We start from the raw sequence: 25,965 nt of genomic DNA on the forward strand, positions 1-25,965 counted from the left end.
CCGGCGGAACGCCGCATCCAGCTTGGCCCGCGCATCACCGAGGGCCTGGGCGCCGGTTCGCGGCCCGATATCGGCCGCGCGGCCGCCGAAGAGACGATCTCCGACGTGCTCGACTCGCTCAACGGCGTACACATGTGCTTCATTGCCGCGGGCATGGGCGGCGGCACCGGCACCGGCGCCGCACCGGTCATCGCCAAGGCCGCCAAGGACAAGGGTGTCCTCACCGTCGGCGTCGTCACCAAGCCGTTCAGCTTCGAGGGCAATCGCCGCATGCGTTCGGCCGATGCCGGCATCGCCGAGCTGCAGAAGCATGTCGACACGCTGATCGTCATCCCGAACCAGAACCTGTTCCTGATCGCCAACCCGAACACCACCTTCAAGGAGGCGTTCCAGATGGCGGACGAGGTGCTGCAGCAGGGCGTGCGCGGCATCACCGACCTGATGGTCATGCCCGGCCTCATCAACCTCGACTTCGCCGACGTGCGCTCGGTGATGAGCGAGATGGGCAAGGCGATGATGGGCACGGGCGAGGCGACCGGCGACAATCGCGCGATCGAGGCGGCGGAGAAGGCGATCGCCAACCCGCTGCTCGACGGCGTGAGCATGAAGGGCGCCAAGGGCGTGATCGTCTCGATCGTCGGCGGCGAGGATATGCGCCTGCTCGAGGTCGACGAGGCGGCCAACCACATCAAGGATCTGGTCGATCCCGACGCGAACATCATCTGGGGCTCGGCATTCAACAACGATCTCGAAGGGCGCATCCGCGTCTCCGTGGTTGCGACCGGGATCGAGGCGGACGCGGTGAAGGCGCCCGAGCCTGCCGCCACCGCCAAGCCGTTCAGCTTCCCGCCGCGCAGCCGGACCGAGGCGCGCGTTCCCGGGATCGAGTCTGCAGCGACGCCGGAGCCAGCTCCCGCGCCATCGGCCGCCCCCATCGCGCCGGTCGAGCCCAAGCCGGTGGCATCCGACGAGGACGAACTGGTCCTGGGCGACGCGCCCGAGGTCAGCGCCACCCCGGCCGAGCATGAGCAGGTCGCTGCGTTCGACGAGACGCAGGCCGATGCGGCGCCGCCCGCGCCGCGCGCCGGCCCGCGCCGCTGGCGGATGGACGACGAGGAAGCCGCTCCGGCCACCCCTGCGCCCAAGCCGGCGCGTGACGGCGGCACCCTGTTCGAGCGGATGTCGAGCATGGCGCGCGGTTCGGCCAAGCTGGGCACGTCCGACGAGGATGAGGATGAGGGGCGCGCGCGCGATCCGCTCGACATCCCGCGTTTCCTCAACCGCCAGAGCAACTGATGCGGCGCGCGGCGGCGTAGAGTCGCCGCGCAGCGTCCCGTGACCGGGCCCGGTCGTGGCGCCGCCACGCTCCGGCGCGGATTACGGGTCCGGCATTTGCCCGCGCCTGGGGCATGCCGCATGAGAGCCGCGCTGTGCGCCCGCTCCGATCGCTTCTCCTCGCCTGTACCGCCTTCCTCCCGCTGACTGCCGCGCCCGTGCGCGCGCAGGAGGAGGACGTGACCGAGCCGGTCGCCTCCGCCGCCGTTGATCGAGCGCCCGACGCGATGGCGCTGGCACAGGCGGCCGCCACGCGGGGCGACCATGCCGAGGCGCTGTCGCGCTACCTGCGCATCCTGTCCGACGAGCCCGACAATGTGGCGGCGCTGGCCGGGGCGGGGACCGCCGCGCTGGGCGTGGGCGACGTGAACGCGGCGACCGGTTTCCTCGCCCGCGCCGATGCGCTCGATCCGCGCAATGGCCCGGTCAAGGCGGGCATCGCGGTCACGATGATCCAGAACGACAATCCGCGCGGCGCGCTGCGCCTGTTCCGCGAGGCGGTCGATCTCGGCGTGCCGGTGACTTCGATTCTGGCCGATCGCGGACTTGCGTATGATCTGCGCGGCGATCCCCGGCGCGCGCAGGCCGATTATCAGCTCGCGCTGGCGGCCAGGCCTGATGACGAGGTCACGCGCCGGCTGGCGCTGAGCCAGGCGATCTCGGGTGACCGGACTGCCGCGCTCGCCACGCTCGATCCGCTGCTGCGGCGGCAGGACGTGCCGGCGTGGCGGACGCGCGCCTTCGTGCTGGCGCTGACCGGCGATCCGACGGCGGCCGCCGAAGGCGCGGGCTATGTCATGCCGCCCGATCAGGTGCTGGCGCTGACGCCCTATCTCGGCCGGCTCGGCGGGCTGCGCAACGCGCAGAAGGCCGCCGCCATCCACCTCGGCCGCTTCCCCGGGGAAGGGGACGACCAGAAACAGGCGGCGCGCACCGTTTCGGCCCCCAAGCTTGCGGTCGATACGTCCGCGCTCGCCGCGCCGCCGGTCGTTGCCGCCGCGTCGCCCGCACCGGGACCGACGCCCGCCGAGCTAGCGGCGCGGGCGCAGGCCGAGGCGGCCGCGCGCGCGAAGGAGGAGGCACGCGTGGCCGCCGCCGCCAAAGCAAAGGCGGATGCGCTCGCCCGGGCCAGGAAGGAGCGCGAGGAAAAGGCCGCCGCGCAGGCCGTTGCTCGCCGCAATCCCGCACGGCACTTCGTCCAGGTCGCGGGCGGCGCCAACGAAGCCGATCTTCCCAAGGAATGGGCCAAGCTGAAGGCCAAATGGCCGGGCCAGCTGGGCGGGCAGACTCCATGGCGGATGGCCTATCGCTTCACCAACCGCCTGCTCATCGGCCCCTTCCCGTCGTCCTCGGCCGCGCAGGCATGGGTCGGCGCGCGGCAGAAGGAGGGATTCGCCACGTTCCGCGTCTCGACCCGCGCCGGCGAGGTGGTCGAGCGGCTGAATTGACGGCCTGCCGCCCCAGCCGGGGGTGACAGCCGCTGCCCGGCACGCCATCTGCGCGCCATGCCGCTCGCCCCCTATGCCGCCGACCCTGCCCTTAGTCGCGGGCGGCGCCACGCGCTCAGCACCGGCGACGGGCGCGGCGAGCGTGACGCGTTCCAGCGCGATCGCGATCGTATCGTCCACTCGATCGCCTTTCGCCGCCTGCGCCACAAGACGCAGGTGTTCGTGGCGCCCGACGGTGATCATTTCCGCGTCCGCCTGACCCACAGTCTGGAGGTGGCGCAGATCGGGCGGACGATCGCCCGCGCGCTCGGCCTCAATGAGGATCTGACCGAGGCGCTCTGCCTCGCGCACGATATCGGCCACCCGCCCTTCGGCCATGCCGGCGAGGATGCACTGAAGCGCGCGATGGCGGATGCAGGCGGGTTCGATCACAACGCGCACACGCTGCGCGTGCTGACCCGGCTCGAATCGCCCTATCCGCATCATTCGGGGCTCAACCTGTCGTGGGAGATGCTGGAGGGGTTGGCCAAGCATAACGGCCCGGTCGCGTCGCCACCCTGGGCGCTGGCCGAGATCGACGCCGACTTTCCGCTCGATCTCCACGGCCAGCCGAGCCTGGAGGCGCAGGTGGCGGCGCTGGCCGACGACATCGCCTACGACAATCACGACATAGACGACGGGCTGCGCGCCGGACTGCTGTCGATCGAACAGGCGCTGGAGGTGCCGCTGATCGCCGAAGGGTGGGCGGATGCCTGCGCGCGCTGGCCCGACTGCCCCGATCCCCTGCGCGCGCGCGAACTGGTCCGCAACCAGATCGGGCGGATGGTGGCGGACCTGCTTGCCGAGAGCCGGCGCAAGCTGGAAGGTATCGGCTCGCTGGACGAGGTGCGCGCCGCCGGGCGCCCGCTGATCGCCTTCTCCGATGCGATGGCGGCGGCCGAACGCGGTCTCAAGCGCTTCATGTACGCGACGCTCTATCACCACCCGCAGCAGCTCGCGGTTGCGGAGCAGGCCGAACGGATCGTGGCCGGTCTGGCGGAGGCCTATCTCACCGATCCGGCGGCGCTTCCGCCCGAATGGCGCGCGCGCCTGCCGGCGGACGAACCCGCGCGCACCCGCCACATCGGCGACTTCATCGCCGGCATGACCGACCGCTTCGCCGTCGCGCGTTATCGCGAACTGGTCGGCCCGGTGGAAATGCCCGAGGGGGTGTGACCGGCCTTTGCCTCCGCCAGCAGGCGGCGGGCGCGGAGGTGCATTTCGGCGCGGGTCGCGCTCACGAGGCCGAAGGCGAAGGCGAGCAGCAGGCCGGTGACCATCAGCACGTCGATGCCGAGCGCCGCCGCTTCGTAGCGCAGGCCCTGCCGCGCGACGATCAGCAGCACGACGAACAGGAAGGCGGCGGGCGAGCTCTGCTGGTTGAGCGCGTGCGTCGCGGGGTCGACGCCGATCCGCATCGTCATGCCGCGAACCCATCCGATCGCGCCGCCGATCACGGCCGCGGCGAGCAGCGCGAGCCAGCCGATGGCGGTGAGCGGGGGATATTCCCAGGTCGCGACCGCCAGTGCCAGGCCGAGCACCGCCGGCACGATCCACAACGTTTCCAGCCGCAACGGCCGCGCCCGCCGCATCCTGCGCATCCGCAGCAGCAGGACGAGCCCCACGACCACGGCGGTGATCAGGAAGCTTACGGTCTGGGGATCGATCTGCGCCATGACATGGCCCTAGAGCATCGGGCACCGAACCTGAACCGTTCGCGCTGATCGGGTCGCGGACGGCAAGGTGACGCGCCGCGCGCGATCCGTTACAGGCGCGCGCTATTCCCCGTCAGGAAAGCCGCCTTGCCCACGCTTCACGCCCGTTTCGCCGATGACCTGTCCGCCATTCTCGACGCGCTGGAGGCCGACGGCGTGCTGCCCGGCGGGCTCGAACGCCGCGCGATTACGGTCGAGCCCCCGCGTGATCCGGCGCATGGCGACCTCGCGACCAACGCCGCGATGGTGCTAGCCAAGCCCGCCGGCACCAATCCGCGCGCGCTGGCGGCGCTGATCCAGCCGCGCCTCGCCGACCTGCCCTATGTCACGGGCGCCGAAATCGCCGGGCCGGGCTTCCTCAATGTGCGCCTGTCGGACGATATGTGGCGCGGCGAACTGGCGACCATCCTGGCCGAGGGTGGCGACTATGGCCGTTCGACCATCGGCGGCGGCGCGACCGTCAACGTCGAATATGTCTCGGCCAACCCGACCGGGCCGATGCACATGGGGCATGCGCGCGGCGCGGTGGTGGGCGATGCGCTCGCCAGCCTGCTCGAATATGCGGGTCACAAGGTCGTCCGCGAATATTATATCAACGATGCCGGCGCGCAGGTGCAGACGCTCGGCCGCTCGGCGCATCTGCGCTACCGCGAGGCGCTGGGCGAGACGATCGAGATCCCCGAGGGGCTCTATCCGGGCGACTATCTGGTGCCGGTGGGCCAGGCGCTCGCCGCCGACTATGGCGACGCTTATGTCGGCAAGCCGGAGGGCGAATGGCTTGACCTGTTCCGGACGCGTGCGGTCGCGGCGATGATGGACATGATCCGTGCCGATCTCGCCTTGCTCGGCATCCATCACGACGTGTTCGCGTCCGAGGCGGCGGTGCAGCAGGCCGGCCGGGTCGACGCCGCGTTCGATCGGCTGCGCGCCGATGGGCTGATCTACGAAGGCGTGCTCGAAGCGCCCAAGGGCTAGCTTCCCGACGATTGGGAGCCGACCGAGATGACGTTGTTCCGGTCGACCGCGTTCGGCGACGACCAGGACCGCCCGGTGCGCAAGGCGGACGGAGGCCTGACCTATTTCGGCACCGACCTCGCCTACCATGCGCAGAAGGCCGAGACGGCCGACATGCTGATCGACATCTGGGGCGCGGACCATGCCGGCACGGTCAAGCGCATCCAGGCGGCGGTGAAGGCGCTGACCGCCAATGAATCCGGGGCAAGCAAGCCGTTCGATGTCAAGCTGGTCCAGATGGTCCGCCTGATGCGCGGCGGCGAGCCGGTGAAGATGTCGAAGCGGTCGGGCAAGTTCATCACCATCGCCGACATGGTCGAGGAGGTGGGCAAGGACGTCGTCCGCTTCACCATGCTCGCGCGCAAGGCCGACGCGCAGATGGACTTCGACTTCGCCAAGGTGGTCGAGGCGTCGAAGGACAATCCGGTCTTCTACGTCCAGTATGCGCATGCGCGCATCCGCTCGCTCCACCGCCGCCTGGCCGAGGCGGGGATGGCGCTGCCGCAGGCCGATCTGGCGCTGCTCGACGCGGAGGAATTGGCGCTGGTCAGGCTCGCCGCGCAATTCCCGCGCATCGTCGAAAGCGCGGCGCGCGCGCACGAGCCGCATCGTATCGCCTTCTACCTCTACGATCTGGCCGCTGCATTCCACGCGCTGTGGCATCGCGGCAACGACGATCCGCAACGCCGCTTCCTCGTCCCGGACGATGCCCCGGTCACCGCCGCGCGGCTGGCGCTGGCGGATGCGATCGGGCAGATCATCCGCAACGGCCTGGGCGTGATGGGCGTCGCCGCGGCCGAGGAGATGTGAGGGTCGATGGCGGAGATCCGGCGCGGTTACGGTGAGGAAGGGCAGGGTGGCCAGCGGCTGCCCTGGCTCGAACCGGTCGAGGACGAGGAGGATTATTATCCCGAGCCCGCCGGCCGGCCATGGCTGAAATGGGTGCTGATCCTGATCGCGCTGGCGGGCGTCGCGGTGGTGCTGACGAGCATTGTCGGCCGCTGGAACGCACAGCGCAGCGATATCGGCACGCTGATCAAGGCCGATCCGACGCCCTACAAGGTCCGGCCCGCCGATCCGGGCGGGCTGAAGGTCGACAATAACGACAGGATCGCGCAGCGCACCGGCGTCGGCAGCGACATCAACAGCCCGCTCGACCTCGCCGCCATTCCGGAGGAGCCGATCATCGGCGCCGGCGCCCCGCAGCGCGCGCCTGCCAGCGTGCCCGCGACGTCGGCCCCGGCCCCGCGCGCGGCGTCGCCCGCTGCCGGATCGGCGACGCCCGCCCCGGCTCCGCGCGCCGAACCGGCGCGGCCCGCGCCGACCCCGAGCCTGCCCGAGCCGGTCGCCGCGCCGAGCAGCAGCGGCGGGAGCGCGGTCCAGCTCGGCGCCTTCTCGACCGAGCCCAAGGCCAAAGCGGCATGGAAGACGCTGTCCAAGCGTTTCGCCTATCTCGCGCCGCTGACGCCCGTAATCCTGCCGGTGAAGAGCGGCGAGACGACACTCTATCGCCTGCGCGCGAGCGGCGGCCCGGCGGGTTCGATCTGCGCGCGGCTCAAGGTCGCGGGCGAGGCCTGCGCGGTGGCGAACTGAGATGACCCCACTGATCCTCGGCCTGTCGGGGCCGGTGCTGACCGATGCGGAGCGCACTTTCTTCCGCGATGTCGATCCCGCCGGCTACATCCTGTTCCGGCGCAACGTGGTCGATCGCGCGCAGATGCGCGCGCTTACCGATGCTCTGCGCGATCTCGCCGGGCGTGACGACCTGCCGATCCTGATCGATCAGGAGGGTGGTCGTGTCGCGCGGATGCAGCCGCCCGAATGGCCCGCCTACCCGGCGGGCGCGGCGTTCGATGCGCTTTACGAGATCGCCCCGGTCTCCGCGATCGAGGCGATGCGCGCCAACGCGCATGCGCTGGCGTTGATGCTGCGCGAGGTCGGGGTGACGGTCGATTGCCTGCCCCTGCTCGACGTGCGCCAACCGGGTGCGCACGACATCATCGGCGACCGTGCGCTCGGTGCCGAGCCGCTGCGCGTCGCCGCACTCGGCCGCGCGACGCTGGAAGGGCTGCAGGCGGGGGGCGTGGTCGGCGTGGTCAAGCACGTTCCGGGCCACGGCCGGGCGCTGGCCGACAGCCATGTCGAACTGCCGGTGGTCGATGCGCCGGCCGAAGTGCTGGAGACCGATCTGCGCCCCTTCGCGACGCTCAACTGGGCGCCGATGGCGATGACCGCGCACGTCGTCTACACCGCATGGGACGCGGATCGCTGCGCCAGCCTGTCGCCTCGCGTGATCGGTGATGTGGTGCGCGGACGGATTGGGTTCGACGGGTTGCTCATGTCGGACGATCTCGGCATGCATGCACTGACCGGCACCTTCCGCGAGCGGACCGCCCTCGTGCTCGCCGCCGGATGCGACGTGGCGCTCCACTGTTCGGGCGACATGGAGGCGATGCGTGCCTGCGCGGGCGGCGTGGGCGACATCACCCCGCTGGCGCGCGCGCGGCTCGACCGGGCGATGGCCACGATCGCGGAACCGCCGGCCGGCGCGGACTTCGAGGCGCTGATCGCGACCAGGGACAGCCTGCTCTCCCACGCCTAGCACCCCCGCCGGGCGCCCAGAGTGTGAAGCAGAGGCGATTGGGTATATTATTCCACCTGCCCGAGTCGGGGGGGGACGATGAAGAAGCTTTCAATCGCTGCGTGCGCGGCTGCGGCCTTGGTGATGCCCGTATCGGCTGCGGATGCCGCACGGCTGGCCTATACCCTGTCCGGAACGTTCGACATCCAGTTCAACGGCACGCGTTATGATGATCTTGACGTGACCTTCACGGGCATCGGCGGCACGGAAAATTCGTCGTATGACAGCTTTTTCAAGGTCGAGAGCATCTACCTCGATTCCTTCATTGCCTCGTCATCGATCGGGACATTTGATTTCGGCGACACATATCACTTCTTCGTCAACCTTCCGAACAGGGCAGCGGGCTTTGCCGACAGCATCACCGGCTCCGATCTGGTCGATTTCCTCGCGTCCGGTTTCGGATCCTATCATGGCAAGACCGAATTTGCCGAAAGGACGGTCACGACCGATTATGTCGACTGGACGAACCGATCGACGGCGTTCGGCACCACGGCGATGTTCAACGCGGGCGACCTGACCTTTGGGGTGGCGCCGGCCCCGGTTCCGGAGCCTGCCAATTGGGTGCTGATGTTGGGCGGCTTCAGCCTGCTCGGCGGGGTCTTGCGTCAGCGTCGGCGGGTGGCCGTGTCCTTCGCCTGATCGCCGACTCCGACGGCGGCAACGATGCGATCACGCGCCTCGCCCCGGCGCTTCTAGCGCCGACCGCGATAGGCCGGCAGGCCGAGGTGCCAGCGCATCGCGGCCGCGCGAAGCAGGAAGCCTGCCGTCGCCGCGATCGGCGCGGCGGGGATGTTCGGCACCCCCGATTGCGTCAGCGCGACATAGAGCGCCGAGGCGAGCGCGGCGGCGGTGACATAAAGTTCGGGCCGCATCAGGATCGAAGGCTCGCCCGCCAGCACGTCGCGGATGATGCCCCCGACGCACGCGCTCACCACCCCCATCACGGCCGCAGGGACGGGCGGGACGCCGTAGACGGTCGCCTTGAACGCGCCGAACACGGCATAAGCGGCGAGCCCGAGCGCATCGAACCAGTCGAGCGCCGCGCCGCGCCACCACCGTTCGGGCGTGACCCAGATCACTCCCGCCATCGTCAGGCATACGGTCGCGGCGCGCGCATCGTGGACCCAGAAGACCGGCGCACCGATCAGCAGGTCGCGCGTCGTGCCCCCGCCAACGCCAGTGATCAGCGCGAAGAAGCAGAGCGTCACGATCGTCTGCCCGCGCTTGGCGGCAGCGAGCGCGCCCGACGCGGCAAAGACGGCAAGCCCGGCGAGGTCGAGCCACGGCGCGGCGGCAGGAATGATCGGAAGCGGCGGAAGCATCGTTCTGCCCCTTTATCCGCTCCCGCGGCGGCGCGCTAACGCTCGACAATGCGGATGGCGGCTTTAGTCTTCGGCCATGGAGGACGATTTCGAACTCGCGCTGGCGACCGATGAGCCGGCGGCGCTGACCATCGCGGTCGACGGGTGGGAAGGGCCGCTCGACCTGCTCCTCACGCTCGCGCGCGCGCAGAAGGTCGACCTCAAGCAGATTTCGATCCTGGCGCTGGTCGAGCAGTATCTGGACTTCATCAACCAGGCGCGCGTGCTGAAGCTGGAACTGGCGGCCGACTATCTCGTGATGGCGGCATGGCTCGCTTACCTGAAATCGGCCTTGCTCCTGCCCCGCGATCCCGAGGTCGAGCCGAGCCCGGAAGAACTCGCGCTGCGGCTTCAGCTCCGTCTCCAGCGGCTCGCCGCGATGCGCGAGGCGGGCGCGCGGCTGATGGCACGCGACCGGATCGGCCGCGATGTCTTCCTGCGCGGCCGTCCCGAAGGGCTGCGTGTGGTGCGCCGGCCCAAGTGGGAGGCGTCGCTCTACGATCTGATTGCCGCCTACGGGGTGGTGAAGGCGCGCGCGGTGCCCGCCGTTCACGTCGTCGCGCGGCGCGCGGTGATGACACTCGACGAGGCGCTCGATCTGGTGGCGCGGATGGTCGGCCGGCGGCTCGACTGGGCGAGCCTGGCGAGCTTCCTGCCCCAGGGGCTCGAGCCCGCGCACCATCGCTCGGCCGTCGCGTCGAGCTTCGTCGCCGCGCTCGAACTCGCCCGGCAGGGCCGGCTCGAACTGGCGCAGGACGCCGCCTTCGCGCCGCTGATGGTGCGCGCGGCATGATGCCCGACGATCTGCGCGCGATCGAGGCGGCCTTGTTCGCGGCCGAGGCGCCGATGACCCCGGCCGAGATCGCCGCCGCGACCGGCGTGGCGGACGCCAGGCGCGCGCTGACGGAGTTGCGTGGCTTCTTCCAGGGGCGCGGGATCGAACTGGTCGAGCGTGGCGGCCGCTGGCTGCTCCAGACCGCGCCCGATCTGGCGCACATCCTCCGCCGCGAGCGCGAGGAGCCGCGCAAGCTCAGCCGCGCGGGGATCGAGACGCTGGCGATCATCGCCTATCACGAGCCGGTCAGCCGCGCCGAGATCGAGGCGATTCGCGGCGTGCAGACCGCCAAGGGCACGCTGGATACGTTGATCGAGGCGGGCTGGGTCCGCCCGGCGGGCCGGCGCGAGGTGCCCGGCCGGCCGCTGACCTACGCCACCACGCCCGCCTTCCTCGACCATTTCGGCCTTGCTTCGCGCCGCGACCTGCCGGGGATCGACGATCTGCGCGCGGCGGGACTGCTCGATCCGATCGATCTTGCGCTGGAGGCGCAGCTATCGGTGGAAAAGCAGGACGAGGACGCCTAGATAGGCACGATCCTTCTCACCGGAGACCCCTCATGGGCTTGTCCCTGCCGCATATCCTGATCCTCGCCGTGGTGGCGGTTCTGTTGCTCGGCGGCGGCCGATTCTCCGCCATGATGGGCGACGTCGCCAAGGGCGTGAAGAACTTCAAGAAGGGCATGGCCGAGGATGACGATGCCGCGTCCTCGCGCACCGCGCGCCTGCAGAATCAGCCCGCAATGGACCCGAATCCGGATCGCGACCTGCAGCCCGCCAAGGACGATCGCCCCGCGCAGTAAATTCAGCCGATGTTCGATGTCGCGCCGACCGAATTGCTGGTGATCGCCGCGGTCGCGGTCGCGGTGATTCCGTCCAAGGATCTTCCTAAGGCCATGCGCTTCGCCGGTCAGTGGATCGGCAAGGCGCGTGGCATGGCGCGCCATTTCCGCTCCGGCGTGGATGAGATGATCCGCCAGGCCGAGCTGGAGGAAATGGAAAAGAAGTGGCGCGAGGAAAATGAGCGGATCATGCGCGAGCATCCGCTGCGCGAGACGATCGAGCATGCCGGTGAGCCGGTGATGACCCCGCTGCCTGCCCCGGATCCCGTGGTGCATACCGAGGCGCCGGCGTCCGATACCACCACGTCCCAAGTCCATGCTGGGCTGGGCCATGACGGCGATGGCCAGCGTGGGCCCGAACTCCCGCTCAATCTGCCGCCCGCCGGCAAGCCCGCCGCATGATCGACGAACCCGACGAGCTCGACGACAGCCGTGCGCCCCTGCTCGACCATCTGGTCGAGCTGCGCCGCCGCCTGATCTGGTCGTTCGCCGCCCTGTTCGCGGCGTTCCTGGTCTGCCTGTTCTTCTCGCGCGATATTCGCGCCTTCCTGGTCCATCCGCTCAAGGTCGCGGGGCAGGGGCGGATCATCTACACCCAGATTTTCGAGGCGTTCTTCGTCGAGCTGAAGGTCGCGTTCTTCGCGGGGCTGATGATCTCCTTTCCGGTGATCGCCAACCAGCTGTGGCAGTTCGTGGCGCCCGGCCTGTACCGCAAGGAGAAGAACGCGCTCTTCCCCTTCCTGATCGCCACGCCGCTCTTGTTTCTGCTCGGGGCGAGCCTCGCCTATTTCGTCGCGATCCCGCTCGCGCTCCATTATCTCCTGAGCTTCTCGGGTGATCTCGGTGGGCTCAACCAGGAAGCGCTGCCGGCGATCGGCAGCTATCTCAGCTTCGTGATGCAGTTCCTGTTCGGATTCGGCGCGGCCTTCCTGCTGCCGGTCCTGCTGATGCTGCTGGAGCGCGCGGGGCTGGTCACGCGCAAGCAGCTTGTCGGCTTCCGCCGCTACGCCATCGTCGTCAACACGGGCATCGCGGCCGTACTCAGCCCGCCCGACGTCGGCTCGATGCTGCTGATGGCGGTGCCGCTGGTGATCCTCTACGAATTCGCGCTGATCGGGATCTGGTTCACCGAGCGCAAGCGCGCGCGGGTGGAGGCGGAGGGGTCACGGGCGATCGTTCCGCACGGCTGAGCCTATCGCGCGAGGCTGCCGGCGCGCGGGGCAAAAATTTGGGCGCCTCTCCCGAAGGAGGGCGCCCATCCTCTCAACCGAGAACCGAAAGCTTACTTGGCGCCTTCGGCCGTATTCGTCACCGCCTGCCCGGCGGAGGACACGTCGCGGCCCGCGCCCGAAACCGTGTTGCAGGCCGCCAGCAGCAGCGTGCCGGCGATCAGCGTGGCGCTCAGAACCTTGCTCACCATAATCTTGCTCCTCAACGTGCCGACGCTCCGGCGCCCGCATCGCGTCGATCAATGCCGGGTCAGGCGCTTGGTTCCCCGCCTGCGACCAACCGATAGCGATGCCTGGAAAAAACAATTTGGGCCCGGATGCGCCACCGGGGGGAGGATCGGCGCGTCCGGGCCCATGTTTTGGACAGCGAGAGCGGGGGGGCAAAAGGTCGCTATCCGAGGGTCATAACGGCCTTCAAAGCCATCGGTTCCGCCGCCGGCGAAAACTTTCAGCCCTGATCCGCACGATTTTATCGCTGCGGAACGGCGTTCAGCGTGATGCTGTAAATGCCGCGCTCCGCGTCATAATCGAGCGGGGCGCGGAGTTGCCGGGCAAGGCCGGTGACGATCCGCTGGAAGCGGACCATGCTCGGATAATCGCGACACGCATCGTGCGTCAGTCCCGGGGCGGCGATCGTGAACACGGCCCGGTCCGGGGCGGTGTCGGGGGCGAGCGTGATCGCGATACTCCCCGCCGGATCGCAGGCCATCACCAGTTCCACGATCTCGGTCAGCAGGAACGCCACCGGCACCGCGACATCCTGCGTGACGTAGGCAGGAACCATGTCGAGCGTGATCGCGAGCTGTGGCATGCCGGGCTCGACCCCGCCGCGCAGATTGCCCGCCAGTTCGGCGACGATCGACCGCAGCGCCACGCCGCGATTCTCCTCCAGTTCGGCATAATGGTTGCGATGCACGACGGCGAGCGCATCGACCCGCCGCTGGATCGAGGCGTAGGCGGCCGCCACGTCCCCGGCGGTCCCGCGCGAATGGAGATTGATCAGGCTGGCGACCACCTGGAGGTTATTCTTGACGCGGTGGTGGACCTCGCGCGTCAGCCGGACCTGATGCTCGAGGCCCTGTTCCAGCTCGGCCTCGCGCTTCACGAGTTGCGCGGTCGTCGTCGCGAACGCTTCGCCAAGATCCTTGATCTCGCGCGCCGGCGTTGTCAGCCGGGGCATGGACAGAGGCTGCCCGGTTGTGCCGCACGCGGCAACCGCACGCTGGAGCTGCGCCAAGGGCCGCAGGAGGAGCTGGTCCGCCACGACCCAGCCGATCGCGGCGGCGGCTCCCCACATCAGCAGCGGCAATAAGACGAGCAGGATTTCCGTGGCTGTGACCGGATTGGAGACCAGTTCTAGCGTGAGCATCGTCTGGCCGCCTGCGACGGGCGCCCGGACCGTGACGTGGCGGTCGAATAATCCTGGTTCGGGTGCCTCGGAGATGAGAAGCGCGGCGGGGCCGCTGCCCAATCTGATCCCTTGTTTGGTGTTGCCGATCGCCAAGACCCGCTGCAGCAGGGGCGTGGGCAATTCCCCGACGCCATAACGCCCTCCCGGACCGGCCACGACGAAGCGCAGGCCCTTGGGCGCCTCGCTCGCGCGCAGTTCGAGCCCGGCCGGCAAAGCGGGGGGCGGCTCGCTGCCCACGTCGAAGTCATCGGTCGCGCAGAGGGCATGGCCGTCCCCGTCGAACACCGCAAAATGCGTGCCGGGTCCCAATATGGAGGTGGCGCGATCCTGGAGCGCGTCGCAGCGCTGTCGGTCGCGCATCCGCGCACTGAGGCCGGTGCGGATCAGCGTTGATCCGCGCAGCAGCAGGATGTCGATCTGGCGGGCTTCGGCGGTGGCGATGACGTGCGCGTCGGTTTCGCGCTGCGCCTGCTTGGACTGGGCGGACTGGATCGAGGCGAACAGGGCGATCAGGCCCAGCGGCAGCAGCGCCACCGTCAGGATGAGGAGCAGCTTGGTGCCGGTCGACAGCCGATCCGGGACGAGCCTTGCAATCCCAGCCGGAGTCCAGAAAGTCTTGGTCATGCTTGCTCGCCCTTAGGCGAGCTTGCCCAGAAGATCGAGAAACTCCTGAGGTACGTCTTCGCTTACCGCTTCCTGATAGGCGTTGCGCAGCGCATTCGCGACGTGCGGGTCCCCCGGCTTTGCGTCGCCGTTGGTCCGTGCCTTACCAGTTTCACTTCGGGGCATCTTGGTCTTCTGTTCCGCCGTCAACCCGAACGTCCCCCGCATATCGCCGTTGTCGCACATGCCGCTTCTCGACGCCGGGGCCGACGCGCCGGCGCCGTTGGCTTCCAGTCGATGAAGTCTGCACGCGCGATGAAACCAAAAGCGCGCACGATGGTTCCGGGCTTGGGGCAAAGAATCGTCATGCCCTGTTTTGGCTGCCGCGGCCGTTGTCCGGGCAGTGCTGCGTCGTCCTCTTGAGGAGCTTTCAATCGATATGTCGCTCGGCCAGGAACTTGCACCGCACCTTCCCTTCCTGCGGCGCTATGCCCGCGCGCTCACCGGGACCCAGCAGCATGGCGATGCCTATGTGCGCGCCGCGCTGGAGGCGATCGTTGCCGCGCCGGGCGATTTCCCGCGAGACGTGGATGTGCGTCTCGGCCTGTATCGCACCTTTCAGCGCATCTGGGCTTCGGCGAATGTCGACGACGGCGCGGACATCGGGGCCGCCGATGAGGTGAACGTCGCCGACGCGCGCCTTGCCCGGATCACGCCGCGGTCGCGTCAGGCGCTCCTGCTGACGCAGCTCGAAGGCTTCACCAACGAGGATACGGCCTACCTGATGGAAGCCGATGCCTATGAGGTCGACTCGCTGGTGCAGGAAGCGATCAGCGAGATCGAGCGCCAGACCCGCGCCGACGTGCTGATCATCGAGGACGAGCCGATCATCGCGATGGATCTGGAGACGATCGTTCGCGACCTGGGGCATAACGTCACGGGCGTCGCCGTCACCCGCGACGAGGCCGTGTCGCAGGCGCTGGCGCAGCGCCCCGGCCTGGTCCTGGCGGACATCCAGCTGGCGGACGACAGCTCGGGCATCGACGCGGTGAAGGACATTCTCGCCGAATTCAACGTGCCGGTGATCTTCATCACCGCCTTCCCCGAGCGCCTGCTGACCGGCGAGCGGCCCGAGCCGACCTTCCTCATCACCAAGCCCTTCCAGCGTTCGACCGTGAAGGCGGCGATCAGCCAGGCGCTGTTCTTCGACGCGGCCACGGTTCCCGCCTGATCGCTTCGCCGCCCGCGTGGAACCCACGCGGGCGGCGGCCGTTGGCACCCTGTAACGATCGCGGGTGGACCGATGGCGGACGAAGAGACAAATCTATCGCGGACCGAGGCGCGGGCTGGTTCGTCCAACCACATGACGCGCTACATTCTGCCCATCAGCCTGATCCTCGTCATCATCCTGTTTGTTCTGATCCTGTATATCTGGCGCTGACCTGGCCCCGCATGCAGTTGATTTGGGGTGCGCAGGCCCCATCTGGGCATGGCGGGATGCCCTGCGCACCGACCCACGGAGTCTAATCGTCCGCAATGAGTGACATTACCCAAGCTGACGGTGCGGAGGTGGAGCGCGAGCACGTCGCCCTGTCCGACGATGAGTTTCGCACCGAACTGGGTCGCGTCATTCCCCACCTGCGCGCCTTCGGCCGCTCGCTGTCGGGCAATCGCGACCTTGCGGATGATCTCGTCCAGGAAACGCTGTTGAAGGCGTGGGCGGCGCGCAAGCGGTTTCAGGCGGGCACGAACATGCGCGCCTGGACCTTTATCATCCTGCGCAACCTGTTTCTCAGCCAGATGCGCCGCGCGCGCTTCAAGGGCGAATGGGACGATATTACCGCGAGCAAGATCCTGGCGGCGCCCGCCAGTCAGGAACGGCACGTCGATCTGGGCGATCTCCAGCGCGCCTTGCTGCACCTTCCGCAGCCGCAGCGCGAGGCGCTGATCCTCGTCGGCGCGGGTGGCTTCGCCTACGAGGAGGCGGCCGAGATTTGCGGCTGCGCGGTCGGCACGATCAAGAGCCGCGTGGCGCGCGGCCGCGTGGCGCTTGAGCAATTGCTCAGCACGGGCAAGCTTCCCTCACGCCGGGAGGGCGATGGCGCGACCGCCAATCCGCTGCACAGCATCATGGGTGAAGTGGACGAACTCAGCCGCGGCCGCTGACGCCGTGCCGCGCGCGATGCCGAAGAGCCGCGCGCGGGATCGTCACATAATGATAGAGTGTCGGAAGGCGATCGGCGTCCGTCAGCGAATTCGGCCGAGCAGACGCGCAATATCCTCGGGCAGGGTCGACATGGCCGCAAAACTTCCGCGCAGCGCGCGCTGGATGCCATCGCTCGGCGCAGGCGCGCGCACCAGCTGCGGCTGCTCTGCCTTGTCCCTTTGCGGAGACAGGCGCGATGGATAATTGACGACCATGATGTTTGAACGTCGCAAGGCCGCGAGGGTTGCGGCAAACCGGCGCGCCGGGTCGCCGAAGCGTGCATGAGCGGAGAAATCCTCTCCGATCGATTGGCGAAGGCGGTCTCGCGGGCGGAGGCTGACGCCCCCTTCCTACGGCGTCTGCTCCGCGCGCGGCCGCAGGTGGTGGAGGCGCTGGCGGCCAGCGGCTTTGCGGGCGCGCTTGCGGGCCGGGTCCGCGCCGATCCGGCCGACCCTGCCTTCGCAGGCGCGCTGCGGCGCGAGCGGCAGGACGTCGCGCTGACCGTCGCACTCGCCGATCTGGCGGGCGAGACGTTCGAAGCGACGACCCGCGCATTGAGTGATTTTGCCGATGACGCGCTCGACCGCGCGATCGAAGCCGCGATGCGCGAGCGGATGGAAGGCGCTCCGCACCGGGGGCTGGTCGCGCTGGCGCTCGGCAAGCAGGGCAGCCGCGAACTTAATTATTCGTCGGATATCGATCCGATCCTGCTGTTCGATCCGGCCACGTTGCCGCATCGGGCGCGCGAGGAGCCGGTCGAGGCGGCGGTACGGATTGCCCGGCGGGTGGTCGAATTGCTCCAGCAGCAGACCGCCGACGGCTTCGTCCTGCGCGTCGACCTCCGGCTGCGGCCGGCGGCGGAGGCGACCCCGCTTGCGGTGCCGATCGACGCCGCGATCCAGCATTATGAATCGAGCGCGCTGCCCTGGGAGCGCGCGGCGTTCATCCGCGCGCGCGTCGCCGCCGGGGATCGCGACGTGGGGCAGGGCTTCCTGGATCACATCCGCCCGTTCGTCTGGCGGCGCGCGCTCGATTTCGGCACGATCGCCGAGATACGCGGCCTGTCGCGCCGCATCCGCGCACACCATGCGCGCGGACAGCGCTTGGGCCCCGGCTACGATCTCAAGCGCGGGCGCGGCGGGATTCGCGAGATCGAATTCTTCACGCAGATCCACCAGCTCATTCATGGTGGCCGGCTGCCCGCCGTCCGCGCGCCCGCCACGCTCGACGCGCTGGCTGCGCTCGCCGACGCGGGGCTCGTTCCTCCCGACGAGGCGGCGGCGCTCGCCGACGCCTACCGTCTGCTGCGCATGGTCGAACACCGGCTGCAGATGGTCGAGGATCGCCAGACGCACAGCCTGCCCAAGGAGGAGGATGCGCTGGACGCGGTCGCGCGGCTGGCGGGGGAGGCCGATGGCGCGGCTCTGCTTGCGCGGCTCGAACCGGTGATCGAGCGGGTCGGCGACCTCTACGATTCGCTCGACGCAGACGGCGGAGCTCAGGCGGCGCCCTCCGACGTCGCGATCGATCTGTCTGCTTTCTCTAACGACGCGCGTGCCGAGGCGCGGATTGCCGCGTGGCGCGACGGGCATGTCCGCGCGACGCGCAGCGCGGCGGCGCGCGACGCGCTCGGCGCGGTGCTGCCGGCGCTGGTCGCGGCGCTCGCGCGCGCGCCCGATCCTGACGTGGCGCTGGCGCGCTTCGACGCGCTGGTCGAGCGTCTGCCGACCGCGCTGAACCTGTTCCGCCTGCTGGAGGCGCGGCCCGGCCTGCTCGACCAGCTCGCCGCCATTCTGAGCCACGCCCCGGCGCTGGCGGAGGAGCTGTCGCGGCGGGCGGGGCTGCTCGACGGGCTGATCGATGCGACCGCGTTCGATCCGCCGCCCGCCGTGCCGGATCTGGCGGCGGCCTTCGCGCAGGGCGACCGCGACGATTATCAGGCGCTGCTCGACCATGTCCGCGTCGCGGTCGGCGAACGACGCTTCCAGCTTGGCGTGCAACTGGTCGCGGGCGGAGCCGATCCGCTGGCGGTGGCGGAAGGATATAGCCGCGTGGCCGAGGCGGCGGTCCAGGTGATGGCGTCGGCCGCCGTCGCCGACTTCGCCCGGGCGCATGGCCATGTGCCGGGCGGGGAGCTCGTGATCCTCGCGCTCGGCCGGCTGGGCGGCGGGCGGCTCACCCACGCTTCCGACCTCGATCTCGTCTACCTCTTCACCGGCGACTTCCTCGCCGAGTCGGACGGCCCCCGCCCGCTGGGCGCGACCACCTATTTCAACCGCTTGGCGCAGCGGGTCACCGCGGCCCTGTCGGTGCAGACCCCCGCAGGCCCGCTCTATCCGGTCGATACGCGGCTGCGTCCGTCGGGCGGGCAGGGGCTTCTGGCGGTCTCGGTCGACAGCTTCGCGCGCTATCAGGCGGAAAGCGCCTGGACGTGGGAGCATAGGGCGCTCACCCGCGCCCGCCCGATCTTCGGATCGCCGGCCGCGCGCGCGGCGGCGGCGGCCGTGATTGCAGACACGCTGGCGCGCCCGCGCGACCGCGCCGCGCTGCGCGCCGACGCCGTGAAGATGCGGGCCGACATCGCCGTGCACAAGCCGCCGGCGGGGCCGTTCGACGTAAAGCTGGCCGACGGGGGTCTGGTCGATGCGGAATTTGCGGTCCATCTTCTACAACTTGCGGAGAAGGTGGGGATCGATCCGCACCTGAACGTCGCCGCGCGCGCGCTGGAGGAGGCGGGACTTCTCGCGCCCGGCTTCGCCGCCGCGCTCGATCTCCTCACCCGCCTGTTGGTGACGCTGCGGCTCGTTTCCCTGGACTCGACCGTCCCGCCCGCGTCGGTGCGCGAGGTGGTCGCGCACGCCTGTCGCCAGCCGGATTGGCCGCGGCTGGCGCGCGCTTATGACGACGCGCGCGCGCTGATCGGTGGGGAGTGGCGGCGCGTCGCCGGGATCGGCTAAGGGCCGCGCATCCCGACGAAAGGACCGATATGCTTCAGGAAGGCGACCTCGCACCCGACGTGACGCTGCAGACGGCGGACGGCGCCACCGTGCCCTTGTCGACGATGCTCAAGCGCACCCTCGTCCTGTATTTTTACCCCAAGGACGACACGACCGGCTGCACTCGCGAGGCGATCGACTTCTCCGAAAAGCTCGCCGCGTTCGAGCTGGAGGATGCCGCCATCCTCGGCGTGTCGAAGAATTCGCCCAAGGAGCATGCCAAGTTCACGGCCAAGCATGGCCTGACCGTCCCCCTCGCGACCGACGCCGATGGCAGCGTGTGCGAGGCGTTCGGGACGTGGATCGAAAAGAGCATGTATGGCCGCAAATATATGGGCATCGACCGCGCGACCTTCCTGATCGCCGCCGACGGCCGGATCGCGCGCGTCTGGCGCAAGGTCAGCGTGCCTGGCCATGTCGACGAGGTGCTGGAGGCCGCCCGCGCGCTCAAGTCCGCCGCGCGCGCCTGAGGGGGCGGCGCTGACCCGACCGGTCTCGCTCGGCGCCGCGTGCGCCGCCGTGCTGCGCGCCGCCGCCCCGCGCGACAAGGTGATGCTGGCCCGCCGCGCGGCACGCGACTGGCGGCTCGGTCGGCTGGCGCACGACTTCGTCGACGCGATGCCCGCGCGCCCGGCGCGGCCGCCGCATCCGCTCCTGCTTCCGCCCAACCGCATGCCCAAGCGCGGTCGGGGCGGGACCGCGGACAATCGCGTCGCCCTGCTCCACGCGCTGGCGCATATCGAATTCGCCGCGATCGACCTCGCCCTCGATCTGGTGGGGCGGTTCGGTGCCGCCTTTCCCCGCGCCTTCGCCGACGACTGGATGCGCGTGGGGGCGGAAGAGGCGATCCACTTCGCGCTGCTCGACCGGCGCCTGCGCGCGCTGGGCAGCCATTATGGCGCGCTGCCGGCGCATGACGGGCTGTGGGAAGCGGCGGAGAAGACCGCGCACGACGCGCGCGCCCGTCTGGCGATCGTGCCGATGGTGCTGGAGGCACGCGGTCTCGACGTGACGCCGCCGACGATCGCGCGGTTCGAAAGCGCGGGCGACGCGCCGTCGGCTCGGATCCTGCGGCGTATCCTGTCCGACGAGATCCGCCATGTCGGCGCGGGCGTGACCTGGTTTCGGTTCGCTTGCGCCGCACGCAACGATTCGCCCGCCAAAACATGGCGTTGGATGGTCGAAACCTATTTTCGGGGTACGCTGAAACCGCCGTTCAACGACTCGGCGCGTGCGGCTGCCGGTCTGACGACAGAATTTTACAATTCGGTTGTGCGCTGAAACGCTCTCGGGCCAACAGGGTTCCGTCGTCGCGGGAGGGGCAATCTCGAAGGCGGCCAGCGTCTAAAAAAGGGGTCGGAACGGGGGTTCCGGCTGCGCTGACAACGCCGGAGAGCCAATGTCCGTCCTGAATGTCGTCGTCCGTCCGATTGCCGCCATGATTGCAATCGCATCGTTCGTTTCCACGCCGGCCATGGCCGGTAGCCTCGCCGCCCCGCAGCGGGGCGACAAGAACGAGGCCGTGGGCGGCCCGGTGGTCGAGCCGGTGGGCGACAACAAGTTCCAGTCCCTGTTTCTCGCCTGGAAGCGGACCGACAGCGTCGCGACGCAGGGCGTGATGGCGGTCCCGTCGGCCCGTCCGGTCAACACCGCGACCTATACGTCGGGCTATGGCGTGCGTTCGGATCCGTTCCGCGGCAGCGCTGCGATGCATGCCGGGATCGATCTCGCCGCACCGCAGGGCACGGCGATCTATGCGACGGCGGACGGCATCGTCGGCCGCGCGGAGCGGTCGGGCGGCTACGGCAACCTGGTCGAAATCAATCACGGCAAGGGGCTGCAGACCCGCTTCGGTCACCTGTCGCGCATTCTGGTCCGTTCCGGCGATCGCGTGAAGCGCGGCCAGCTCATCGCGCTCATGGGCTCGACCGGCCGTTCGACCGGCAGCCACCTCCATTACGAGGTGCGGATCGACGGCCATGCGGTCAATCCGGTGCCGTTCCTGCAGTCGACCGACTATGTCATGGCGCTCGAGGCCCGGACCGAGGTCGCGCTGGGCGGTCCCGAAAGCGCCAACGACGATCTCGACTGACGCATTGCCGCGCTCGCGGCGCGTGCCTATCTTGCGGTCATGAACGACGCCGCTTCCATCGAACTGACCAGCGCCGCCGCCACGCGCGTCGCCGCGATCGCGGCACGCCAGAGCAAGGCGCCGATCCTGCGCCTGGCGGTCGACGGCGGCGGGTGCGCGGGCTTCCAGTATAAATTCGGGCTGGCCGATGCGATCGAGGCGGACGACATCGTCGCGCGGCGTGACGGCGTCAGCCTGGTGGTCGATCCGGTCAGCCTTGATCTCGTGCGCGGCAGCGCGGTGGATTATGTCGAAAGCCTCGGGGGCGCGGCCTTCCGCGTGACCAATCCCAACGCCGCCTCGGGCTGCGGCTGTGGCACCAGCTTCTCGATCTGATCGCGCTCGGCTAAGCCCGCGGCGATGAAGATCGCCACCTACAACGTCAACGGCATCGGCGCGCGGCTTCCGCGCCTGCTCGAATGGCTCGACGAGACCCAGCCCGACATCGTCTGCCTCCAGGAGCTCAAGGCCCCCGACGAGCGCTTTCCCGAGGCGGAGATCGCCGCCCACGGCTACAATGCGGTCTGGCACGGTCAGAAAAGCTGGAACGGCGTCGCGATCCTGGCGCGCGGCCATGATCTCCACCTCACGCGCAAGGGCCTGCCGGCCGATCCGGACCCCAGCCACAGCCGCTATATCGAGGCGGCGGTTGGCGGGATCATCGTCGGCGGGCTCTACCTCCCCAACGGCAATCCGGCGCCGGGCTCGAAGTTCGATTACAAGCTCGCCTGGTTCGAGGCTCTGCTCGACCATGCCCGGACCCTATTTCTGACCGAGGCGCCTGTGGTGCTGGCGGGCGACTGGAACGTCATCCCCACGCCCGCCGTCGACGACGTCTATTCGGCCCGCCGCATGGCCGACGACGCGCTGATGCAGCCGGAAAGCCGCGCCTGTTTCGCGCGCCTCCGCCACGCCGGCTGGACCGATGCGATTCGCGCGATCCACCCGACCGGGCCGGTCTACACCTTCTGGGACTATACGATGAACGCTTGGCCCCGCGATGCCGGCTTCCGGATCGATCACTTGCTGCTCAGTCCTGCCGCCGCCGACCGCTTGGTCGACGCCAATGTCGACCGCGAATATCGCGGGCGCGAGAAAGCCAGCGACCACGCCCCGACATGGGCGCGTCTGCGCTGATGTTCGGTGACCGGTCCATTTAGGATATATTAGCCTCTTACGGCGACTCGGCCCTGCTTTCATTGTGCCGCCTTTGCGGAAGATGGAGACGATGTCGGTTTATCTTCAGAACCTGATCCTGGAGATGATCGCGCGCGGCGAAACACTCGCTGTCACAGCCGATCGTCTCTGTACCGAGGTGGAACGACTGATCGCCGGCGTGCACTGCTCGATCGTCGAGGTGGATGCGACCGGGACATTGCGCACGGTCGCCGCCCCCAGCCTCCCCGCGAGCCTGCGCGCGCTCGTCGACGGGGCACCGGCCGGACCGATGGCGGGGGCGTGCGGATCGGCCATCCACCTGGGTCGCGAGGTTGCGTCGGTCGATATCGCCATCGATCCGCGATGGGAGCATTGCCGTCAGCAGACGCTCGCCCTCGGCATCCGCGCCTGCTGGTCGAGCCCAATTTTCGGCTACGATGCCAATGTGGTGGGCAGCTTCGCCTTCTACTATCATGAACGGCGCGGACCGACGACGTTCGAGCGCGAGATCGTCGCGAAATGCCTTCAACTCTGCTCGATCGCGTTCGATCGGGAACACCGGCTGCGACTCAATCGGCAACTGCTGTTCGCCGATCCGCTGTCCGGCCTGTCTAACCGCGCGGCGTTCGAGGCGCTGATCAAGGCCGACCACGGCGACGGGACAGCATCGGCGCTGTTGCTGATCGACATCGATGATCTGAAACACGTCAACGACACGTTCGGCCACCCGGCGGGCGACGCGCTGATCCGCATCGTGTGCGAGCGGCTGTCGCGGGTCGCGCGGCCTGCGGCGTGTTTCCGGCTCGGCGGCGACGAGCTCGCCGTGCTCGCGCCTGCGGAGGGCGTGGAACGCCTTGCCGTCGCCATACGGGAGGCGTTGCAGCAGCCAGCGGACTGCCAGGGCCATATCATCGTGCCCAGCGTGACGATCGGCGTGGCGGTGCGCGGAACGGCCGATGCGGACGCATCCAGCCTGCGCCAGAATGCCGATTTCGCGCTCTATCACGGCAAGGAGACGGGGCGCGGCCAGATCATCGTCTATGCGCCCGAACTGCGATCGAAAATGGAAAGCAGGCTACGCGCAAGCGCGCGGCTGCGCGATGCGCTGGCCGATGGGCGGATCGAGGCGCGCTATCAGCCGATCGCGTGCCTCGAAACGGGCCATATCGCCCGTGTCGAAGCGCTGTGCCGGATCCGTACGCCCGACGGCCGCATGGTGGCGGCCTGTGATTTCCAGGACGGCTTTGCCGATGCGCATAATGCGGTCGCCACGACGCGGACGATCCTCCGGCTGGCGTCGGCAGACATGCGTCGCTGGATGGACCAGGGGGTCGCGATCGCGCACGTCGCGGTCAATCTGTCGACCGCGGATTTCGCGCACGGCCGTCTGCTGGACGAGGTCGTGGCCATCTTCGGCGAAGCGCGCGTCCCGCTCGATCGATTGATGCTGGAGATTACCGAGACCGTCTATCTCGGCCGCCGCGACCGCGCGGTGGTCGACCAGATCGATGCGATCCGCGCGCGCGGGATCAAGCTGGCGCTCGACGATTTCGGCACCGGCTATGCGTCGCTCTCGCACCTCCTGTCGACGCCGGTGGACACGCTCAAGATCGACAAGAGCTTCGTCGATACATTGATAGATGATGGCCAGTCGGGTGGCGCGGCGGTCATCAACGGGCTCATGCGCATTGCCGAGAAACTGGGCATGGACGTCGTGGCGGAGGGTGTCGAAACCGAACAGCAGCGGGCGCAACTGATCGCGCTCGGTTGTTCGCTGGGGCAGGGTTATCTGTTCGCGCCGGCGCTGCCCGCAAACGCGCTGGCCGACATGGTGGCCGGTCAGTCGACGGCGCCGCCCACCTCGATCGTCCCGGGTCGCCGCCGTCGCTAGCGCGCCTGCTACAGGGCCTTTTCGTAGATCCGATACGTCTTGTTGATCTGGCTGTTGATCGTCTCCGCGATCGAGTTCATCCCCTGATTGTCTTCCAGGATCCAGCCGATCTCGCTCCGCGTCGCGCCGTAATTGGCGACCGCCGCCTGCCGGATATATTCGATCATCATGAAGGCGAGCTGGCTCGCGAGGCGGCTGGCCTGCAACCTCTTCACCACGCCCATCAACGGCACGCGCATCGTATTGACCTTCGGCACGCCGGATAATCCGCCGTGCAGCCGCCACAGCAATTTGACGAAACCGAACGGGAACAGTTCGCCGTTCAGGTCGGCCTGCATCTCGTTCAGATTGGGCAGGGTCATCATGAACGCGACCGGCTCGCCATCATATTCGGCAATCCGGATCAGATCGTTGAAGACGATGGGCTTCATCTTCTTGCCCGCGAACGCGATCTCGCTTTCGGTGAACGGAACGAACCCCCAATTGTCGCTCCACGCATCGTTCAGGATGCCAAGGATGATCGCCGCCTCGGCATCGAAATGCTTCTTGTTGACTTCGCGAATGCGGATGCGCGGGTTCTTCTCGCCCGACGCGATGATCCGGCGGATCAGCTCGGGAAAGGGGCGCGTGATGTCGAGCTCCCAGGTGTGGAGATCCTTGACCGGGGCGTAGCCCCAGCTTTCGACCCACGCCTCGTATCGCGGATCGTCATGCCCCATCATCACCGTCGGCGCGTGGTCATGGCCCTTCACCAGCAGGCCCGGCTCCTCCCAGATCGACATCGACACGGGGCCGAGCGCACGGGCGACGCCGCGACCGCGCAGCCAGTTCTCGGCCGCCGCGATCAGCAGATCGGCAACCTCCTTGTCCTCGGCATCGAGATAGCCCCAGTTGCCGCTGTCGGTGCCGCCGCCTTTGTCGGCGGGCATCCCGGTCCATAGCCGGTCGATCGAGGCGGAGATGCGCCCCACGACCCGGCCGTCCCGCTCCGCCAGATACAGCTGCGCCACCGCATGTTCGAAGAAGGGATTCTTGCCGGGCGTGATCAGCCCGTAGGATTCGTCCTTAAGCGGCGGCACCCAGGCGGGATCATTGGCATAGAGCCGGAAGG

28 protein-coding genes and 1 pseudogene are annotated in these 25,965 nt (G+C 68.8%); 22 read left to right on the forward strand and 7 right to left on the reverse strand.

The window, feature by feature from the left end; translation table 11 throughout:
* The 3 genes from ftsZ to ACOJSF_RS07600 all read left to right on the forward strand — a co-directional run.
* A partial coding sequence (gene ftsZ / locus ACOJSF_RS07590; RefSeq protein WP_420141609.1) for a cell division protein FtsZ occupies positions 1-1,296 on the forward strand: 1,296 nt, incomplete at its 5' end.
* Between the two features lie 134 nt (positions 1,297-1,430).
* The gene (locus tag ACOJSF_RS07595) at positions 1,431-2,783 is read left to right on the forward strand and encodes an SPOR domain-containing protein (RefSeq protein ID WP_420141610.1); all 1,353 of its coding nucleotides are present in this window, start codon (positions 1,431-1,433) and stop codon (positions 2,781-2,783) included.
* A gap of 57 nt (positions 2,784-2,840) precedes the next feature.
* Positions 2,841-3,998, forward strand: coding sequence for a deoxyguanosinetriphosphate triphosphohydrolase (locus ACOJSF_RS07600; protein ID WP_420141611.1), 1,158 nt, complete (start codon positions 2,841-2,843; stop codon positions 3,996-3,998).
* On the opposite strand, the gene ACOJSF_RS07605 is transcribed toward ACOJSF_RS07600, so the two are convergent.
* A complete protein-coding gene (locus tag ACOJSF_RS07605; RefSeq protein ID WP_420141612.1) occupies positions 3,953-4,498 on the reverse strand; it encodes a hypothetical protein in 546 nt (181 codons plus the stop codon). The two genes, ACOJSF_RS07600 and ACOJSF_RS07605, sit on opposite strands and share 46 nt — an antisense overlap.
* A 126-nt stretch (positions 4,499-4,624) precedes the next feature.
* Between ACOJSF_RS07605 and argS the strand changes: the two are divergent.
* The 4 genes and pseudogenes from argS (at position 4,625) to ACOJSF_RS07625 (ending at position 8,831) form a co-directional block, all read left to right on the forward strand.
* Positions 4,625-6,361: pseudogene (argS, locus tag ACOJSF_RS07610) on the forward strand (arginine--tRNA ligase).
* Positions 6,362-6,367: 6 nt separating this feature from the next.
* Positions 6,368-7,144 (forward strand): SPOR domain-containing protein, encoded by a 777-nt coding sequence (locus tag ACOJSF_RS07615; protein WP_420141613.1) that lies wholly within the window; start codon positions 6,368-6,370, stop codon positions 7,142-7,144.
* Position 7,145: 1 nt separating this feature from the next.
* Positions 7,146-8,153, forward strand: coding sequence for a beta-N-acetylhexosaminidase (gene nagZ, locus ACOJSF_RS07620; protein ID WP_420141614.1), 1,008 nt, complete (start codon positions 7,146-7,148; stop codon positions 8,151-8,153).
* 78 nt (positions 8,154-8,231) lie between these two features.
* Positions 8,232-8,831, forward strand: coding sequence for a PEPxxWA-CTERM sorting domain-containing protein (locus tag ACOJSF_RS07625; RefSeq protein ID WP_420141615.1), 600 nt, complete (start codon positions 8,232-8,234; stop codon positions 8,829-8,831).
* Between the two features lie 53 nt (positions 8,832-8,884).
* On the opposite strand, the gene ACOJSF_RS07630 is transcribed toward ACOJSF_RS07625, so the two are convergent.
* Positions 8,885-9,514, reverse strand: a complete 630-nt coding sequence (locus tag ACOJSF_RS07630) for a trimeric intracellular cation channel family protein (protein ID WP_420141616.1) — start codon at positions 9,512-9,514, stop codon at positions 8,885-8,887.
* Between the two features lie 76 nt (positions 9,515-9,590).
* Between ACOJSF_RS07630 and ACOJSF_RS07635 the strand changes: the two genes are divergently transcribed.
* Genes ACOJSF_RS07635 through tatC form a run of 5 tightly spaced genes read left to right on the forward strand, consistent with a single transcriptional unit; the run spans position 9,591 to position 12,419 of the window.
* Positions 9,591-10,346, forward strand: coding sequence for a segregation and condensation protein A (locus tag ACOJSF_RS07635; protein WP_420141617.1), 756 nt, complete (start codon positions 9,591-9,593; stop codon positions 10,344-10,346).
* Positions 10,343-10,915 carry an SMC-Scp complex subunit ScpB gene (gene scpB, locus ACOJSF_RS07640; RefSeq protein ID WP_420141618.1) on the forward strand — a complete coding sequence of 191 codons (573 nt, stop codon included), beginning with the start codon at positions 10,343-10,345 and terminating at the stop codon, positions 10,913-10,915. Before ACOJSF_RS07635 ends, scpB begins: the two co-directional genes overlap by 4 nt.
* 32 nt (positions 10,916-10,947) lie before the next feature.
* Positions 10,948-11,190 carry a twin-arginine translocase TatA/TatE family subunit gene (locus tag ACOJSF_RS07645; RefSeq protein WP_420141619.1) on the forward strand — a complete coding sequence of 81 codons (243 nt, stop codon included), beginning with the start codon at positions 10,948-10,950 and terminating at the stop codon, positions 11,188-11,190.
* A 9-nt stretch (positions 11,191-11,199) separates the two neighbouring features.
* Complete coding sequence (locus tag ACOJSF_RS07650) at positions 11,200-11,631, forward strand: twin-arginine translocase subunit TatB (protein WP_420141620.1); 432 nt, start codon at positions 11,200-11,202, stop codon at positions 11,629-11,631.
* A complete protein-coding gene (gene tatC / locus ACOJSF_RS07655) occupies positions 11,628-12,419 on the forward strand; it encodes a twin-arginine translocase subunit TatC (protein ID WP_420141621.1) in 792 nt (263 codons plus the stop codon). Before ACOJSF_RS07650 ends, tatC begins: the two co-directional genes overlap by 4 nt.
* Positions 12,420-12,511: 92 nt before the next feature.
* Here the strand turns inward: tatC and ACOJSF_RS07660 are convergent, their stop codons facing one another.
* The 3 genes from ACOJSF_RS07660 to ACOJSF_RS07670 form a co-directional block, all read right to left on the reverse strand.
* Complete coding sequence (locus ACOJSF_RS07660; RefSeq protein WP_420141622.1) at positions 12,512-12,649, reverse strand: entericidin A/B family lipoprotein; 138 nt, start codon at positions 12,647-12,649, stop codon at positions 12,512-12,514.
* 278 nt (positions 12,650-12,927) lie between these two features.
* A complete protein-coding gene (locus tag ACOJSF_RS07665; RefSeq protein ID WP_420141623.1) occupies positions 12,928-14,493 on the reverse strand; it encodes a sensor histidine kinase in 1,566 nt (521 codons plus the stop codon).
* 12 nt (positions 14,494-14,505) lie between these two features.
* On the reverse strand, positions 14,506-14,718 hold the full coding sequence (locus ACOJSF_RS07670; RefSeq protein ID WP_420141624.1) for a NepR family anti-sigma factor: 213 nt from the start codon (positions 14,716-14,718) through the stop codon (positions 14,506-14,508).
* A 193-nt stretch (positions 14,719-14,911) separates the two neighbouring features.
* Here ACOJSF_RS07670 and ACOJSF_RS07675 point away from each other — a divergent pair, with 193 nt between their 5' ends.
* From ACOJSF_RS07675 to ACOJSF_RS07685, 3 genes are all read left to right on the forward strand, one after another.
* Complete coding sequence (locus tag ACOJSF_RS07675; protein WP_420141625.1) at positions 14,912-15,703, forward strand: response regulator; 792 nt, start codon at positions 14,912-14,914, stop codon at positions 15,701-15,703.
* 72 nt (positions 15,704-15,775) lie between these two features.
* Entirely contained in the window at positions 15,776-15,913 is a 138-nt protein-coding gene (locus ACOJSF_RS07680) for a hypothetical protein (RefSeq protein WP_420141626.1), read from the forward strand.
* Between the two features lie 95 nt (positions 15,914-16,008).
* Positions 16,009-16,638 (forward strand): sigma-70 family RNA polymerase sigma factor, encoded by a 630-nt coding sequence (locus ACOJSF_RS07685; protein ID WP_420141627.1) that lies wholly within the window; start codon positions 16,009-16,011, stop codon positions 16,636-16,638.
* Positions 16,639-16,719: 81 nt separating this feature from the next.
* Here ACOJSF_RS07685 and ACOJSF_RS07690 read toward each other — a convergent pair whose 3' ends face one another.
* Positions 16,720-16,893: a hypothetical protein gene (locus ACOJSF_RS07690; protein WP_420141628.1), complete on the reverse strand. Its 174-nt coding sequence runs from the start codon at positions 16,891-16,893 to the stop codon at positions 16,720-16,722.
* 66 nt (positions 16,894-16,959) lie between these two features.
* On the opposite strand from ACOJSF_RS07690, the gene glnE reads away from it, so the two are divergent.
* The 7 genes from glnE (at position 16,960) to ACOJSF_RS07725 (ending at position 24,854) form a co-directional block, all read left to right on the forward strand.
* Positions 16,960-19,635 carry a bifunctional [glutamate--ammonia ligase]-adenylyl-L-tyrosine phosphorylase/[glutamate--ammonia-ligase] adenylyltransferase gene (gene glnE, locus ACOJSF_RS07695; protein ID WP_420141629.1) on the forward strand — a complete coding sequence of 892 codons (2,676 nt, stop codon included), beginning with the start codon at positions 16,960-16,962 and terminating at the stop codon, positions 19,633-19,635.
* Positions 19,636-19,664: 29 nt separating this feature from the next.
* Positions 19,665-20,144: a peroxiredoxin gene (locus ACOJSF_RS07700; protein ID WP_420141630.1), complete on the forward strand. Its 480-nt coding sequence runs from the start codon at positions 19,665-19,667 to the stop codon at positions 20,142-20,144.
* A 10-nt stretch (positions 20,145-20,154) separates the two neighbouring features.
* Positions 20,155-20,955, forward strand: coding sequence for a ferritin-like domain-containing protein (locus ACOJSF_RS07705; RefSeq protein ID WP_420141636.1), 801 nt, complete (start codon positions 20,155-20,157; stop codon positions 20,953-20,955).
* 118 nt (positions 20,956-21,073) lie between these two features.
* Positions 21,074-21,766, forward strand: a complete 693-nt coding sequence (locus tag ACOJSF_RS07710; RefSeq protein ID WP_420141631.1) for a M23 family metallopeptidase — start codon at positions 21,074-21,076, stop codon at positions 21,764-21,766.
* Positions 21,767-21,805: 39 nt separating this feature from the next.
* Positions 21,806-22,141, forward strand: coding sequence for an iron-sulfur cluster insertion protein ErpA (erpA, locus tag ACOJSF_RS07715; RefSeq protein ID WP_420141632.1), 336 nt, complete (start codon positions 21,806-21,808; stop codon positions 22,139-22,141).
* Between the two features lie 24 nt (positions 22,142-22,165).
* The gene (locus ACOJSF_RS07720; protein WP_420141633.1) at positions 22,166-22,942 is read left to right on the forward strand and encodes an exodeoxyribonuclease III; all 777 of its coding nucleotides are present in this window, start codon (positions 22,166-22,168) and stop codon (positions 22,940-22,942) included.
* Positions 22,943-23,033: 91 nt separating this feature from the next.
* Positions 23,034-24,854: a putative bifunctional diguanylate cyclase/phosphodiesterase gene (locus ACOJSF_RS07725; RefSeq protein WP_420141634.1), complete on the forward strand. Its 1,821-nt coding sequence runs from the start codon at positions 23,034-23,036 to the stop codon at positions 24,852-24,854.
* 8 nt (positions 24,855-24,862) lie between these two features.
* Here the strand turns inward: ACOJSF_RS07725 and ACOJSF_RS07730 are convergent.
* The coding region (locus ACOJSF_RS07730; protein ID WP_420141635.1) for an N-acetyltransferase at positions 24,863-25,965 on the reverse strand (1,103 nt) is incomplete at its 5' end.

The sequence above is a fragment of the Sphingomonas sp. genome (assembly GCF_048594985.1).
Taxonomy (GTDB): Bacteria; Pseudomonadota; Alphaproteobacteria; order Sphingomonadales; family Sphingomonadaceae; genus Sphingomonas_I.